The sequence below is a fragment of the Faecalicatena contorta genome (genome assembly GCF_021531895.1).
Lineage (GTDB): Bacteria > Bacillota > Clostridia > Lachnospirales > Lachnospiraceae > JAFBIX01.
On record NZ_JAFBIX010000009.1, the window covers coordinates 1 to 15,550 of the forward strand.

The 15,550-nt window shown below is 41.7% G+C and carries 17 protein-coding genes; 3 read left to right on the forward strand and 14 right to left on the reverse strand.

Annotation, left to right across the window (positions count from 1 at the left end; genetic code table 11):
- Positions 1–93: 93 nt before the first annotated feature.
- Genes JQM81_RS04445 through JQM81_RS04460 form a run of 4 tightly spaced genes read right to left on the reverse strand, consistent with a single transcriptional unit; the run spans position 94 to position 3,551 of the window.
- Positions 94–1,365 carry a restriction endonuclease gene (locus JQM81_RS04445; RefSeq protein WP_235232333.1) on the reverse strand — a complete coding sequence of 424 codons (1,272 nt, stop codon included), beginning with the start codon at positions 1,363–1,365 and terminating at the stop codon, positions 94–96.
- 41 nt (positions 1,366–1,406) lie between these two features.
- Positions 1,407–2,147, reverse strand: a complete 741-nt coding sequence (locus JQM81_RS04450) for a PmeII family type II restriction endonuclease (protein WP_235232334.1) — start codon at positions 2,145–2,147, stop codon at positions 1,407–1,409.
- A complete protein-coding gene (locus JQM81_RS04455) occupies positions 2,134–3,342 on the reverse strand; it encodes a DNA cytosine methyltransferase (protein ID WP_235232335.1) in 1,209 nt (402 codons plus the stop codon). The genes JQM81_RS04450 and JQM81_RS04455 overlap by 14 nt, the downstream gene beginning before the upstream one ends.
- Complete coding sequence (locus tag JQM81_RS04460; RefSeq protein WP_235232336.1) at positions 3,342–3,551, reverse strand: helix-turn-helix domain-containing protein; 210 nt, start codon at positions 3,549–3,551, stop codon at positions 3,342–3,344. The genes JQM81_RS04455 and JQM81_RS04460 overlap by 1 nt, the downstream gene beginning before the upstream one ends.
- 160 nt (positions 3,552–3,711) lie before the next feature.
- On the opposite strand from JQM81_RS04460, the gene JQM81_RS04465 reads away from it, so the two are divergent.
- The gene (locus tag JQM81_RS04465) at positions 3,712–4,167 is read left to right on the forward strand and encodes a very short patch repair endonuclease (protein WP_235232337.1); all 456 of its coding nucleotides are present in this window, start codon (positions 3,712–3,714) and stop codon (positions 4,165–4,167) included.
- 97 nt (positions 4,168–4,264) lie between these two features.
- Here JQM81_RS04465 and JQM81_RS04470 read toward each other — a convergent pair whose 3' ends face one another.
- From JQM81_RS04470 to JQM81_RS04495, 6 genes are all read right to left on the reverse strand, one after another.
- Positions 4,265–5,833 (reverse strand): MobA/MobL family protein, encoded by a 1,569-nt coding sequence (locus JQM81_RS04470; protein WP_235232338.1) that lies wholly within the window; start codon positions 5,831–5,833, stop codon positions 4,265–4,267.
- A gap of 396 nt (positions 5,834–6,229) precedes the next feature.
- Positions 6,230–7,573: a virulence-associated E family protein gene (locus JQM81_RS04475; RefSeq protein WP_235232422.1), complete on the reverse strand. Its 1,344-nt coding sequence runs from the start codon at positions 7,571–7,573 to the stop codon at positions 6,230–6,232.
- Positions 7,574–7,600: 27 nt separating this feature from the next.
- Entirely contained in the window at positions 7,601–8,185 is a 585-nt protein-coding gene (locus JQM81_RS04480) for a CHC2 zinc finger domain-containing protein (protein WP_235232339.1), read from the reverse strand.
- A gap of 211 nt (positions 8,186–8,396) precedes the next feature.
- Complete coding sequence (locus JQM81_RS04485; RefSeq protein ID WP_235232340.1) at positions 8,397–8,744, reverse strand: plasmid mobilization protein; 348 nt, start codon at positions 8,742–8,744, stop codon at positions 8,397–8,399.
- Positions 8,744–9,832: a site-specific integrase gene (locus JQM81_RS04490; RefSeq protein ID WP_235232341.1), complete on the reverse strand. Its 1,089-nt coding sequence runs from the start codon at positions 9,830–9,832 to the stop codon at positions 8,744–8,746. Before JQM81_RS04490 ends, JQM81_RS04485 begins: the two co-directional genes overlap by 1 nt.
- Positions 9,833–9,844: 12 nt before the next feature.
- Positions 9,845–10,033, reverse strand: coding sequence for a hypothetical protein (locus JQM81_RS04495; protein ID WP_235232342.1), 189 nt, complete (start codon positions 10,031–10,033; stop codon positions 9,845–9,847).
- 337 nt (positions 10,034–10,370) lie between these two features.
- Between JQM81_RS04495 and JQM81_RS04500 the strand changes: the two genes are divergently transcribed.
- Positions 10,371–10,892, forward strand: a complete 522-nt coding sequence (locus JQM81_RS04500) for a helix-turn-helix domain-containing protein (RefSeq protein WP_235232343.1) — start codon at positions 10,371–10,373, stop codon at positions 10,890–10,892.
- A gap of 191 nt (positions 10,893–11,083) precedes the next feature.
- Here the strand turns inward: JQM81_RS04500 and guaA are convergent, their stop codons facing one another.
- From guaA to JQM81_RS04515, 3 genes are all read right to left on the reverse strand, one after another.
- On the reverse strand, positions 11,084–12,631 hold the full coding sequence (gene guaA, locus JQM81_RS04505; RefSeq protein ID WP_235232344.1) for a glutamine-hydrolyzing GMP synthase: 1,548 nt from the start codon (positions 12,629–12,631) through the stop codon (positions 11,084–11,086).
- A 173-nt stretch (positions 12,632–12,804) separates the two neighbouring features.
- Positions 12,805–14,166: an MATE family efflux transporter gene (locus JQM81_RS04510; RefSeq protein ID WP_235232345.1), complete on the reverse strand. Its 1,362-nt coding sequence runs from the start codon at positions 14,164–14,166 to the stop codon at positions 12,805–12,807.
- Positions 14,167–14,231: 65 nt separating this feature from the next.
- The gene (locus tag JQM81_RS04515) at positions 14,232–14,462 is read right to left on the reverse strand and encodes an HPr family phosphocarrier protein (protein ID WP_235232346.1); all 231 of its coding nucleotides are present in this window, start codon (positions 14,460–14,462) and stop codon (positions 14,232–14,234) included.
- A gap of 57 nt (positions 14,463–14,519) precedes the next feature.
- On the opposite strand from JQM81_RS04515, the gene JQM81_RS13870 reads away from it, so the two are divergent.
- Entirely contained in the window at positions 14,520–14,738 is a 219-nt protein-coding gene (locus JQM81_RS13870; RefSeq protein ID WP_420370568.1) for a DUF6774 domain-containing protein, read from the forward strand.
- A gap of 49 nt (positions 14,739–14,787) precedes the next feature.
- Here JQM81_RS13870 and JQM81_RS04520 read toward each other — a convergent pair whose 3' ends face one another.
- Positions 14,788–15,447, reverse strand: a complete 660-nt coding sequence (locus JQM81_RS04520) for a MarR family winged helix-turn-helix transcriptional regulator (RefSeq protein ID WP_235232347.1) — start codon at positions 15,445–15,447, stop codon at positions 14,788–14,790.
- Positions 15,448–15,550: the final 103 nt, after the last annotated feature.

Here is a 15,550-nt window from a genome sequence, read left to right on the forward strand (position 1 = left end):
AGCAAATACAATATCGAATCCAGCATCTTCAAATCCTAAATCCATGAAACCTAATCCAGAGAAAAAAGAATACACTTCTATATCCATTTTCCTTTACCTTTTTCTATTTATTAATTTACTATAAGTCTGCACTCTTTTTGCCATTCTATTTGAATCTGTTTCATCTATAGATACTAACCACTCCGATATATTTTCACTTGTTATTGAATTACTTCGTAAAATATACGCTATATCACTTGCAGAAATAATCAAAATAGGATGTCCATCTTCGATAACTTCTTGATATGCTTGTTTATCCACAAAGCTTGTTGTTAACATCACACCAAACTGCCTATATCTAATCCGAGAAATCAAACGGGACATCTGTCTCACTCCAACCGAAACATTTTCTGAATAGCATTTTGCTTCCAAAGCACAATCTATTCTTAATGGATAATTAGCTTTTCCACCTGAACCTATAACATAATATCCTAAAGCATCCCGGCCACCATCTCTCCACGGCCGAGTAAGTGAAAAATCCTGAAATTTATCATCCATTTTTTCCAATAAATCTTTTGCACATACCTCAAATCCATAGGGATTATCTTTATAATATTCTCTAATTTTATTTAAACATATACTTCCCTCATTATCACTTTGAAGTTGATCATATTTTGAAGGAACTTTCGGTAATCTTTTCGCAATTAAAGGCGTAATTCCATTTCTTCCTTGTTTTATAAAACGTTTCCATGCATCAGGAGCATAATCTAAACTGTGGTCATGATTATATATCAACGCATTAAGCCACTCTCGGCTAATTGGTGCTGTTGTTTCCAACACAGTAAAATATGCCTCATAATTTTGAAACCTTTTTTCATCAATGGTACGCCAAAATGCAACCAAATCTTTATCCGGTGAAATTCTGGGATTTCCCGGTGCTGCCAATCCCAAGAACTGTACATCCCACCCATTTCCTGTTTTCTTAAATATAAAAAATGGCGGTATATTTCTAATGGAACCATCTTTACTGTTTAAACATTCAAACACAAACTCTAAAAGCAAATTCCCCTTCCGCGGCGTATCTAAAATTGTTCTTCCCGGATTACGATTATCACCATAATAACGAAATATTCCAGTTTCTTCATCTAGGTAATCTGGCCATGCAAGTTCTTGCATAGAAGTATAGAGTACTACAAAAGCAGGAAGACCGCTTCCGTCTTTACGCATAATCTTTCTAAAGCCACCTGAATTACTACACCCTGGCATGAGTTTTGATAAAACTTCTGACGCTTTTCCACTAGCTTTTCCGCCTTTATATATTGTATCAACAACTAAATCCGCTTCTTTTAAGTTTTCAAATGCGACTTCCATTTTTTCTCCTGCCATTCTTATACTACTTGCTGTAATCCTTTTGAAATACTGAAAAATCAATCTCCCGAATTAAACTCTACCAGCTTCTCCCAATCAATACTTCCATCTTCCTTACAGAAACTGTTAGAGAATTCTCTGACCAGTCTATTCGCTGCTTTATTGTAGCTTTCCTTATAGTCTGCTACATACTGTTCCGGCATCGTTCCCATATATCCAATAATCTTTATGTAAAATTCCTCGTCACCTGTCAATTCAGCCCAGAATCGTTTCCCCGCCAATTCTTGATACATTTTCGGTTTTCCTCTACCGGAATCCTTCTTTTTCCCATAACAATAACCGATATATGCTTCATATCTTGCTTTTGCCTGTTGTGCCAGCTTAGAAGCAGCTGTGAAATTCTGTTCCTGACGTTTTTTACTATCTGCATTAAATACAGAGGGCCCGCTTTTGACCGCTATAGCAGAAATTGTATTAGTCTCCTTATTTTGAATCATAATATCAATGCCTTCTGCCAGTGCTTTGTTTCCGCCACTTGCAGCAATAGCAATCGGTTCAAAGAAACAGTTTCCAAAAATTGTTTCTTCACTGGAGCTTACAAATGCGGTCAAAACAGAATCCACAATTTCAGCTGCGCTCTGCATTGCTTTTGCACGATATAAATATGGATTTTTCCGTTTCATTACCTTCTGTATGTTTAATCCATCTATTTTCTCGATTAATGTCCCATAAAATGTTTCCAATGCAGATGCAATCGCCTGAATTACTGCCTGTTCATCATATGAATTATTTAACGGCATATAAATTTCCTCCCAACTCTATTGCATTTCTAATTTTGTTATGCACATTCGTACCTCTAAATCGCTTTGTTTGAACCAAAGATGTTCTATCCGCTACAGAAAGAACTGCCTTTCCAATAGCTTCTGCCAATCCCACTGGAACAGCATTACCTATCTGCCGGTATTTTGCAACTGTCGTCCCTGTAAATACCCAGTCATCTGGAAACTGCTGAATCCTTGCATATTCCTTTACGCTCAACGGTCTATTTTGCGTAGGATGGCACATCATAGTCGCTTTCTGAACCGGAGAGGTAACTACCGTTGGGGAAGGCTGATCATACGACAACCTTCTATAAAATCCAACTTTTCCACCTCCGGATTTATATGCACCTCCCATAGCAATAGGAATCATATCTTCCGGTAAATCTCTCCAATTTCCACCTTCTGGAACCATCTTTAAGAACTTCAATCGTTCTTCACTCAATGTTGCACACTCACCCTGGTCAAATTCCAAATCCTCAATCACGCTTCTAACAGTCTGCCACTGATACTCTTTATTTTGGTGCATCTGAAAATGTGTAGGAATCGGGAGAAAAATATCTTCATTATCACGACTTCCGATTAATACAAATCTTTCCCTAAACTGTGGAACACCATAATTTACAGCATCAAGCACCCCATATACTGTTTTATATCCTAGCTTATCAAATTCCGACAAAATCACATCCAGCACTGTGCCTAATCTCTGGTCAGGATCACTTTCATCCCGTTCAGACAATGGTACATGCTTTAATGGCGCAGACATAATTCCCTTTACATTTTCCATTACAAAAAACCGAGGACGAATATAGTCTATCATACGGATAAAATCCATAAATAAACTTCCCCTTGGATCGTTTATGCCCAATCGTTTTCCTGCTGTGGAAAAAGGCTGGCAAGGCGGGCCACCGCAAATTAAAAACGGTTCACCTACAGATAATCCTGTCATATCTAAGAGCTGTTGCGGCTGAATCTCCCTAATGTCTCCGCCCAACACCTTATGTCCATTGGCTCTCATAGTTTTTACGCATGATGCATCAAAATCCTGACCAATCACAACATTTAAGCCGGCCTTACCTAATCCAATATCTAATCCCATAGCCCCGGAAAACAAAGAAATAACATCTCTATTATCAGCATACCTACTATAAATATTCTGTTTAAAATTATTATGCATTAAATCTTCTCTCCGTTTTCTAATACGAATTTTCTCTCAAAAGAGCTATTTACCGCATCTGCAATATCTTCTAATTCAGCTATGGTAAAACTTTCTCTTTTCATTTTTCCATTAAAATTCTGTGGTGTTGTACCTATCCGCCGTGCAAGTTCAGCTACACTAATATCAGACCTTACGCACAGCACCTTGATCTGTTCAGAAATCGTCATTTCGGGTACCTCGTCATTAAATCAACTCTTACCTTACCAGTATAAATCATGGCATTTATATCGTCAACCGAATAATTCACTCTGTGTGGTCATGGGTACTTGTAACTTTTCATCTACCTTGATAAAATAACTTATATCAAAAAAGGCGGTGAATACATATATGGCTCGTGATCCCAAAGTAGTATCCAAAAACATGAGTAAAATCCATAGCAAAGATACTTCAATAGAAATTCAACTACGAAAAGCTCTCTGGCACAAAGGATACCGTTATCGTAAAAATTATAAGGAACTTCCTGGCTCTCCGGATATCGTTCTTACCAAATATAGAATTGCTATTTTTTGTGATAGCGAATTTTTCCATGGTAAAGACTGGGAAATATTAAAACTCCGCCTTGAAAAAGGGAAAAATCTAGACTATTGGATTAAGAAAATAGAGCGCAACCGTTCCCGGGACTGGGAAAATGATAAAAAACTCCTTTTTCTCGGCTACACTGTTATTCATTTCTGGGGACAAGATATCAAGAAACATACGGATGAATGCCTTCAAGCTATTGAAGAATCTATCTGGGACAGTAAATTTTCAAATGATCCCGAAGTTTCAGAAGAATACGAATAATATCATCTTCATTATTAGTTGTAGACTCTCCCCTCATAAAATAACCTTGGACTTACAGTTTTATCCTGCTATCCAAGGTTATATTTTTTAAGCATCATTATCGTTCCATACCCACATCTCTTGATTTTTTCTTCTTCGGTCTCTGCTCCACAATCTGCTTCTTCTCCTCTAACCGTTCATGGATACTTCGCCTCTGTCCGGTCCTTCCCTGCACTTCCTGTTTCTCCACATCCCGCACATTTGCCGGAATCGTCAGATACAATTTCTCCTGTTTTGCCTCAGAAGCATCCCACTCTTTCTGTTCCTGCTGTACTTTCTTTAATTCCACTTTTGCAACCTTCATTGCCTTAGTAACTCCCAATGCATTTTGATATCCGTACTGCATTGGAAGAAGATCCAGAGTATCCTTTGCCTTGTCAAGCTGCGTTTTCTTTTCTACGATTTTCCCTTCCAGTTCCTTCTGTTCTTTCCTGTGAAACCATTTCTTTTTCACTTCTGCCAGTTCCTTTTCCAGTTTCATTATGGTTTTCTCAATAGCATATACCTTCTGTTCCTGCTTTTTCATTTTATTGAGAGCCTGTTGCAAACGCATAACCTCAGCTTCCTGTTTTTCCGAAGAAGGTCTTTCCCCTTTTGGTTTTGCCGGCAATGGTTCCGGTGTAATGTCAATCCGCACATCATGATCAATCAGAGGATTTCCATCCGGATCTCTGTCACAATATTTTGTCTCGCGTAGAAATTCTACAAATCCTCTTAAGTATCCGATTGCTTTCTGAAGAATCCTAGTAAATAATTTTGGATCCTGCCCATGTTCCCGGAGCGACTCTGCCACCGGTTCATCAATCTGTGATTGCTTTGCCATCATCACTTCTACTTCTGCTGCACCTGTAAGTAATGCCCGATCTACATTCCGGTTCCATTCCTGCCGGAGATAATTATCCGCTTTGATTTCTGCTTCTTTCGGATTGTTCTTCCCTATCTTTTTGGTAGCAAGATAAGGACCGCCTTTTTGAAATACCTGCAGCTTCTCATTTTCATCTTTTACAATCCCGTTAATCGCATCCGTCATTACCTGTTTCATATTCTCCAGAAAAGCATTGGTCTTAAATTCTTCTTTCTTTGGCTGGAAGAAATTCGTCTCATAGACTTCCCCTTTTTTGATGATTTTACATCCGGGTCGGACATTCCCATTCTCGTCAAGAATCTCCTTTTTCGTCCGTACATGCCTCCCAGATTCATTATAAAACATATTTCTGCTTGCAATTTTCCGTTCCACTTCCTGCCGGATTTCCCGCTCGGAAAAGATCAGATGGATATGTAGATTCGTTTTGCTCTTATTATGATGCAGGGCTGCACAGCACCCCACATCATATTTCTCCAGAAAAACCGAAGTCATATACTTCAGCAACAGTTCATGATCATACTCGATCAGACTCGGCGGTAACATGATAATCAGTTCCCTCGCTTCAATACAAGTTCCTTCTGTTCCGCTTTTTGCAAAATCCCGCTGATTCTGTTCAGCAAGAAGCTCCCAGTAGCTGTCCTCCACATTGGCAAAGACCGCATACAGATTTTCCTGCCGCTCGGGACTACTGATATAATTCACTCTGCCTTTTACATCATGAAGTTTGCTTTCCATCACAAAACTATGATTTCGTCTGTTCACAATACCTCCTTTCCGCCCGGATACGCTGCCAAAAGAAATCATCATCGAAACTGACAGCCATAGCATTCTCAAGGCATGCAAAGCGCCCCTGCGAGGCCTTCCGGGAGGACGAAAGACATAGAGTATAAGCTTTAGCTTGTGCGTTGGGTGTATTTCGCTCTCAATCGCCGAGGGCTCATTTTATCATACCCGGATTAACCTATCTCTTCTGATGACTGATTTTTTCTAATTGGCGTATCCGCCATTCTCATTGATGCCCGTATCCGGGCTGTATATTATCTCTGCTTTATTTTCAAATTTTTTTTGCTCCTGTTCACACTTTCCTGTTCACATTTCACCCGGATATTTGTGAACAGAAACCTGTGAACAGAGCTCAAAACATTTTAAAAGTAATCATTAATCAAATGGTAGTTCCATATTTTCATCCACTTTCATGAATCCTTCCTCATCTTTTTTCGGTTGAACCCGTTTCCACGATCTCTGCGTACCGATAACACCACCGAATCTGTGATTGCCATGTTTTGTCCAGCCGATGATCTCATTGTCCATCAGATCCCCGATTTCTTTTGACTGCCATTTGGGAACGATGCCTTCCTGATGAAATACCTGCTGATAGATAATCGTAGAACAGACATAATCTTCTTCATACGAATCAAGAAATGCCTGGATCATGCCCGTCTGAGTATCCTCCGGCATAAATTCTCTCTGAAGCAGCTTAACGTGATCCTCCATCTCCGGTGAAAAAGTCAGCGGATAATTTCCGCTTCGATAGATTTCCATTGCCTCTGCCCATGCCTGGATAATGTATAATCTGGATTCCGCTTCATTTTCATAAATGGTGGTTTCCGCTTTTTCCGGAAATACCCTGACCGGAGCAAATCTCCGGTTTCCAGTACGGTCAAATGGAAGGAAATTCAGGTCGTTGGAAGTACCGCAAAAGACACACTGACGATACCTGTCCTCTGCCCGTCTTTCATAGGGAATCCGGTAAATATCCTTCTGCCGGCTCAGGAAGGATTTCGTCTCTTCAATACTCTTGGCATTTGCTACTGCGTTCATTTCTGACATTTCCACAATCCAGTGTCCCTGCAGATATTCATAAACCTTCTTATCATCGATCCGTTTCATATCGTCCGTAAACCATTCATCCTTGATTGCCAAATAGCGGAAGAAGGTGGATTTTCCGGTTCCCTGCCCTCCGACCAGACAGAGCATGATGTCATATTTGGCTCCCGGCTCATACAGCCTTCGGATGGCTCCCATCATGTGCATCTTCATCACTTCCCCGGTATATCCAATATCCTCTGCCCCGAAGAAATGTGTCAGCATATGCTGGATTCTTGGAGTCCCATCCCATTTCAGACTCTCCAGATATTCCAGGATCGGATGGAAGCTATTTTCATTCGCCACAATGTCAATCGCCTTTGTAATGACCCGGTCACTGGTCAACCCATAGTTCTTTTCCAGATATAAAGCCAGATTGTTCATGTCTGTATCGGTCATATGGACGCCACGCCTTTTCCATGGCATTTTCTTCATAATGTCGATCTGGCAGGTCATTTCATTTCTGCAAATAGCCCCTTTCAGACAGGGATCATGCTCCAACGCATACTTGCAATTCTGTATGGACTGTCGGATTTTCCCCTTCTCCGTAACATCCAGCCGCTCCCTGATGTCCTCCACGGTCAGAAGTTCCGTCTCCACAATCGCCTCTAAGTTCTGCAAGGACTCCTCGCTCATATTCTGCAATTCTCTGTTCATACCTCTTCACCTCCTCCCTTCCGTTCCGGAAAAATCCAGAACCTCTTCGTCAGTTCCAAACATTAGAATGTCCGCCAGATAACTGACCTTGCTTTCATTCTGTAAGGCTTCTGCAAATAATGGATGCCATTCCTCTTCCGCAGATTCCGGCTTGTAAAATTCCTTCCAGAATTCCATCCACCGTAAATACCGGAGCAATACATCCGAAGCATACTTCGCCCATTGCTCAATCTTTTTCTGTACGAATTGCATCCGTTCTTCTTTCGTCAGAACCTTCTCTTTTTTCTTAACTTCCAGTTTTCGGTTTCTATTTGCCCCAGATGTCCCGATTGAAAGATTCAGAGAAAAATCATCATTGATCTTCTTCGCTGCTTCCAGTTGCGATAATCCAAACAGCACCGCCACATAATTGACTGCATCGCCTTTTGCTCCACAGGCGAAGCAATAATAATTCTGGTCAATCTTCATACTGGGGTGCTTGTCATTATGGAACGGACAGCGCGCCATCCCGTTCCGGCTCACTTTTAATCCATATCTTTCTGCCACCTGCCTTGCGGTGACACGTTCTTTCATTTCCTGAAAAATGTTCATGTACGTCCTCCTGTATCCTTTGTTATCAAATTCCGTAATTTTCCCTCTTTCCGTCACAGGAGAACTTTGCTATACTACACATAAAGCTATATGCGTATAGGCAGACTTCTCCCGTAAGGATTGAGTTTTGTCTATGAGGCTTTACCAGAGCCTGCATAAGTTTTTAAGCGTGTGAGAAATGTCCTTGTTACCAGCAGGGGCATTTTCTTTTTCAGGGATGGTCCGGGAATTCCACATGCTGCGGTTCCTCCTTCATCCCATTCAATGTCACAGCAACCATCTGGATGGTCTGAAGCAGTTCTTCATTTTCTTCACAACATGCTTCCAACCGTTTCAGTTCCCCGTAAATCTGCTGCATCTGATTTTTCAGAGCTTTGTACACTCTCGGATTTCCCTGCACAGTCACTTCCCAGTCCATCAATTTTCTCAGGATGTACTCCTGTTTAGTAAGTCCGGATAATGCCACCATACAGTCAATCATTTTCGCTTCTTCCTCGGATACCCGGAATCCCACCGTCCGGTTTCTCCATCTTCCTTTTGCGTCCAATATTCTCTCCATCAGATTTCATCCTCCTTCTCCATCCGTTCCACATCCAGCTTATTCGCCATCTCTGTCTGTACCGTTGGGAACAAATGTGCATACCGATACGTGATTTTTTCTGCTTCATGTCCCACCCTGTTTCCAATGGCAAGAGCAGTAAATCCCATATGGATCAGCAGGGAAACATGGCTGTGGCGAAGATCGTGGATTCGAATAACCGGAACTCCTGTTGCTTTGCATCCCCGTTCCATTTCATGCTTCAGATAGGATTTGGAAAATGGGAATATCCTCTGATCCGGTGCCAGAGAATAATACATCTGAAAGTAATCCCGCATCTCTTCACAGAGAAACTCCGGCATTACAACGATCCGGTTACTTTTCGCTGTCTTTGGCGAAGTAATAATGTCCTGCTTTTTCATCCGGTGGTACGTTTTATTGATCCGCACCGTATGTTTTTCAAAATCAAAATCTGCCGGTGTGAGGGCAAGCAGCTCCCCTTCCCGGATTCCGGTCCAGTACAGCATCTCAAAGGCATAATAGGATCTAGGCTTGTCCATCATTGCCTCAGCAAATTTCAGATACTGTTCCTTTGTCCAGAATTTCATTTCCTTTGGAACCTCTTTTCCCATGCTTCCTGCCTGTCGTGCCGGATTGCAGGGCAGATTATAATAATTCACCGCATGGTTGAAAATCGCTGTGAGCTGCGCCTGAATCGTTTTCAGATAATCCACCGAGTAAGGCTTACCTTTTTCATCCCGGTACGCCATCATCTCATTCTGCCATGCGATCACATCTGCCACTGTAATCTCGTTGATCTTCCGTTTTCCAAAATAGGGAAGGATCTTTGTCCGCACAATGTGGCTTTTCGTCTCAAATGTACTTTCCTTCACCCTCTGACGTTTGTACTCGGAGTAAATCTCGTAAAAGCTCTCAAACGTCATATCCAGCTTATTTCCTTTTTGAAGCATCATTTCATGCTCCCAGGCAGTCGCTTCCCGTTTGGTCTTAAATCCACGTTTCTGCGTCTGCTTTCTTTCCCCGGTAAAATCGGTGTACCTGAACACCACTCTCCATGTACCTTTGTCTTTTTCCTGATAAACTGCCATCTTGCGTACCTCCTACTTTTCTTCATAACACAATTTCTTTTTGAAATAATTGGCATCCACACGCCCCGAAACAGTAATCAGCCCCATTTCGCTGAGTTCCTTATTCAACTGACGGATAATCTGATATGCCTTTGACTGTTTGACCTGTAAAATGTCCATTACCTCTTCTGTGGTCAGGAAACCATTCATCAGTTCAGCCATTCCCTTCACCTCCTCTCCATAATTTTCGAGAGCAGATAAAATACTCTCTACTTATAAGGGATCTGAAGACCCCTTATACAACATCATTTTCAATTTTTCTTAAGCTTAACTTTATTCAGTTAAGTTCCGCTCTATTATATTAACTATTTTCCGTTAAGTCAAGTGGTTTGAATGTCAGCAATTAAATTTTTTTGTTTAAGTTCCTATTGCGTACAATTTTTCCATATGCTATACTGATTTAAACAAATATCGTTAACCACCAGTTCCTATTCCGTTCATAACGGACGGAACTTATATCCAAAAATGAATAAAAGATTTCAGAAAAGGAGAGATTCCTATGGCATTTGGAAAACGTATTAAATTTTTCAGAAACAGAAAAGGCATGAAGCAGAAGGAGCTTGGCGAACTTCTTGGGTTCCTTGGAAAGACTTCGGATGTCCGTGTGGCACAGTACGAAACAGAAGCCAGAAGCCCTAAAGCTGATCTGGTCAAAGAAATGGCTCAGATCTTCGATGTCAGCCCCAGAGCCATCAATGTCCCGAATATTGACTCCTATCTAGGTCTCATGCATACACTCTTTACTCTGGAAGATATGTATGGAATTAAAATTGGAGAGATTGACGGAGAACTCTGTCTCCAACTTGACCGGGAGCACAGCGAATATCAGCATCTGTTCGCACCTTTTCATGCATGGCAGCAAATGGCTGCAAAACTGGAATCCGGAGAGATCAGCCAGGAAGAATACGATAACTGGCGATATAATTATCCGGAAATGGACACCTCTGAATTTCGGGCAAAGGTTCCGTCTCAGGAACTCTCTGACGAACTCATCAAGGCTCTGAAAAAAGAGAATCAATAAAGAAATGCAAAAAGAAAAAACCTTACTGACTGCTCTTTCCAATTTTGGAAACAATTCATCAGTAAGGTTTTTATGTTATAGAAATATAATTTTATTCAACGGATATTGCAGGAACGTTGCCAATCCGTTGCCAAAAAATAACGGAATTTGCTTGGAAACCGCATGAATACTTGGTCTATTTTTGCAAAATCCTATTCGAACTCTATTGTGCCTGGCGGTTTACTGGTCAGGTCATACATTACCCTATTCACGCCTTTTACTTCATTGATAATCCTGCTCATAACTTTCTGCAGTACTGCATATGGAACTTCAGCTGCTTCAGCTGTCATAAAGTCAATTGTATTCACAGCCCTCAATGCCACCGCATAGTCATAAGTTCTTTCATCTCCCATAACCCCAACGCTTCGCATATTGGTAAGCGCTGCGAAATACTGGCCTACGGTCTTGTTCATGCCTGCCGCGTCCATCTCTTCACGATAAATGGCATCTGCATCCTGCACGATTTTTACTTTCTCAGCGGTAACTTCGCCGATGATACGGATTCCAAGGCCAGGACCCGGGAACGGCTGGCGATATACAAGTTTTTCTGGAATACCAAGCTCCAGTCCTGCTTTTCTTACTTCATCTTTAAAAAGATCACGAAGCGGCTCGATAATTTCTTTAAAATCAACATAGTCCGGCAATCCTCCAACATTGTGGTGGGACTTGATGACAGCTGATTCACCGCCAAGACCACTTTCTACAACATCTGGGTAGATGGTTCCCTGAACAAGAAAGTCTACTGCGCCAATCTTCTTTGCTTCTTCTTCAAAGACACGGATAAATTCTTCTCCGATAATCTTACGTTTTCTCTCCGGCTCTTCTACCCCGGCCAGCTTGTCATAGAATCTCTGCTGTGCATTGACACGGATAAAGTTCAGGTCATAATTTCCATCTGGTCCGAAGACTGCTTCCACTTCATCTCCCTCATTTTTACGAAGAAGTCCATGATCCACGAATACACATGTCAGCTGATCACCGACTGCTTTGGACAACAATACTGCTGCCACAGAAGAATCCACGCCACCGGATAATGCACAAAGCACTTTTCCATTTCCAACTTTTTCACGAATCTGCTTGATAGATTCTTCTACAAAAGAATCCATTCTCCAGTCTCCGGCACAGCCACAGACGCCAAGCACAAAATTTGACAACATCTTGGTTCCTTCTACTGTATGCAGAACCTCTGGATGAAACTGAATCGCATACAAGCCTGCTTCCGCATTTTCCAGAGCTGCTGTCGGGCAGTCTGCCGTGTGCGCAGTAATCTCGAATCCCGGAGCTGCTTTGGAGATATAATCAAAATGACTCATCCAGCAGACAGTCTTCGGTGATACTCCCTGGAATACCGCAGAATCTGTTTTATCAATAAGTACCTCTGTTTTTCCATACTCTCTGACATCGGCTCTTTCCACCTTGCCGCCGAGCACATGCATCATAAGCTGAGCTCCATAACACAATCCCAGAACCGGAATGCCAAGTTCGAACAACTCTTTCTGGTAAGTCGGAGAATCTGCCTCATAGCAACTGTTTGGTCCTCCTGTGAGAATGATTCCCTTCGGATTCATCTCTTTAATCTTCTCAAGGTCTGTCTTATAAGAGTAGATTTCACAGTATACGTTACATTCTCTGACACGTCTCGCTACCAGCTGATTGTACTGGCCGCCAAAATCAATGACAATTACTAACTCTCTTTTCACCTGTGTTCCTCCCTGATATTTTCTCTCCTATCAAAACGGCATTTTCATTTGCCGGTAAATTATATTATAAAATAGCGGCGAAATATTTACAATAGGGGGACACCGATTTTTCAAAAAGGGACACGGCAAATCGAATCTGGGACGGAGGAAAATGAAAAAACCCCCGTCCCCAATTATACGATTGCATCTTTTTTCCAATTCCCTCTGAAGTAGCGGATGATGAAGCAGATGGTGCGGAATACCCAGTCGATGACCATGGCTACCCACACACCGAACACGCCCATGCCGAGATATTTTCCAAGGATGTAGCTGAATGCGATCCGGAAGATCCACATGGATGTGATAGAGATGATCATGCAGGTCTTGGCATCGCCGGAAGCCCGGAATGTTCCTGGAAGTGTGAATGCGAGCGGCCATATGAGGACGGCGCTGATTCCGTGGAAATGTATGATCTGTCTGGTTGTTTCTGCTGTCAGATCTGACAGATTGTATGCTCTTAGGATGAATGGCAGGATCAGGAAGATAAAGCCTACTGTTGCCGCCATGCTTACATAAGTAATGATCAGTAACTTTTTGTTGTAATATTTTACCTGTTCGTAATCACCGGCACCGACACATCTTGAGATGACGGTAGTGACTGCAAATGAGATTGCCATACCGGGCAGAATCTGGAACAGGGCGATGGCGTTACTTACTGCGTTAGCCGCAATCGCATAAGTTCCAAAAGTCGAGATCAGGCTTAACACCAGTATTTTCCCCAATTGGAACATACTGTTTTCCAGTCCATTCGGTACTCCGATACTCAGGATTTTCTTGACAAGATTCCAGTCAACACGATATCGGAAGGTCTTCTCTATATGCAGGGTCAGTTCTTGATTGCAAAGCAGCGTAATGATAATGACAGCTGCTGCCATACGGGATACCAGCGTCGGTATTGCCACACCTTCTGTTCCTCTGTGAAATCCATAGATCAAAATTGCATTTCCGCCGATGTTGATAATATTCATTATAATGGATACCTGCATAGGTATTCTGGAATTCCCCATAGCACGGAAGATGGCTGCTCCTCCATTATATAAAGCCATAAATGGAATGGAAGCCGTTACGATCAGAAGATAGATGTTCGCATGGTGCATGACATCTGGTTTGATCTTTCCAAAGATTCCATGCAGGATTACGTATTTTCCTGCGTATACCATCAAGGTGATAACGATTGCGCAAATGGTGATGAACCACACCAGCTGTGTAGCGGAACGGCATGCCTGCTCTTGCTTTTTCTGTCCGAGATACTGGCCCGCCACGACCACACCTCCGGTCGCCAGTGCCGCGAACATATTAATGAGCAGAACCATAATCTGATCCACCAGCGAGACCCCAGACACAGCCGCTTCTCCCACGCTTGCAATCATGATAGAATCCGCCATTCCGACAAGCACAGACAACAGCTGCTCAATGACAAGAGGGACAATCAATGACAGCAACATCTTATTGCTAAACAAATAATTACTTCGGTCTATTTTTCTTATTTCTCTCATAATATAAAAAACTCCTCACCGCACCTATTATACGCCAAGGAGTTTTTCTGCACAAGTTTTCTAACTTACGCTGCAACAAATTCTTCTATATCTTTCCAAAAATCTTGACAATCGTCCATGTAGACTTTCAATTCAATCTCTTTGTTAAAACCCATATTTACAATTCCTAATAGAGATTTTGCGTCTACAATAAATTTACCGCGTTTCATATCCATATCAAATGGATATTTTTCTGTCTTATGGACAAATCTGACGATTTCATCCAAGTTCTGAAATACTACAGTTTTCTTGCTCATTACAATCTCTCCTTTTTTTTGTTAAAAAAATACTAGCACAATTTCTTTTTAAAAAAAATGTACAAGTTGAACAAGAAAATTCTTCCACTTTTTTCATTTATCGAGCTATCTGCTCATTTATTCGATCATTTTTTATGTTTCCTTTCCACAATCGCCTGCAAATTGTCCGAATGTCTCTCTGATGATGAACTTTCCATCATGGCTGCCAGCTTTACGGCACTTGGTGATATGCTTGCAGTGATTGCTTTACGCCGGGATTCCTGTAAAGACAAGTAAATAAGAAAAGCAGCAATTCGATCATCAATAAGCAATCAATATCAATAAATTAATTTTTCCAGAAATCCAGGAGCTTTTTTAACAGTAGCTTTAATTCCGCCTGTTCTTCAGCATTCAACACTTCGAATAAAGCGGACTCGTCCATCCTTGGATTGCCTTTCTCTAACACAGATCTGCCTTCATCCGTCAACTGCACAATGCTTTTCCTTCTGTCATCTTCGTCTTTCTGACGAATAATAAGACCTTTCATCTCCAGTTTTGACAATATTTCACTTATAGAGCCCGGCTGAATTCTAAGAATGTCCTGTAGTTCTTTTTGACTCATCTGTCCCTTCTCAGCAAGTATTGCAAGAATCCCTTCCTGTCCGCCGCCCTGACGACCTCTACGATGAAGGAAATGTCCAGTCGCATGCATCAGTCCTGCCAGACTGTCTTCTTCGTGCATTCCTCTATGTTCTCCATGATGGTCTGACTGCTCATCATGGCTGCCGTGTTCTCCATGTCCGTGATGTCTGCCATGTCCTCTGCGTTCTCTTCCTTCTCCACGTCCTCTTCCTTCTCCATGTCCTCTTCCTTCTCCACGCTCGTGCATCTCTCCATGCTCTTGCCCTTCACCAAGCATAGCTCTTCTTCCTCTTCCACATTTCAAATCCGATATCGGGCAGTGATTCGGGCACTGTGTGCATACTTCTTTATTTTCTGATGTCATGATTATTCCTCCTTTTTATCTCGGTACCTAAATAATATAATATTTCTTTCCATTTATCAAGGTACCTAATTATATTTTTTAATAACAAAAGATCCTTCTCCTG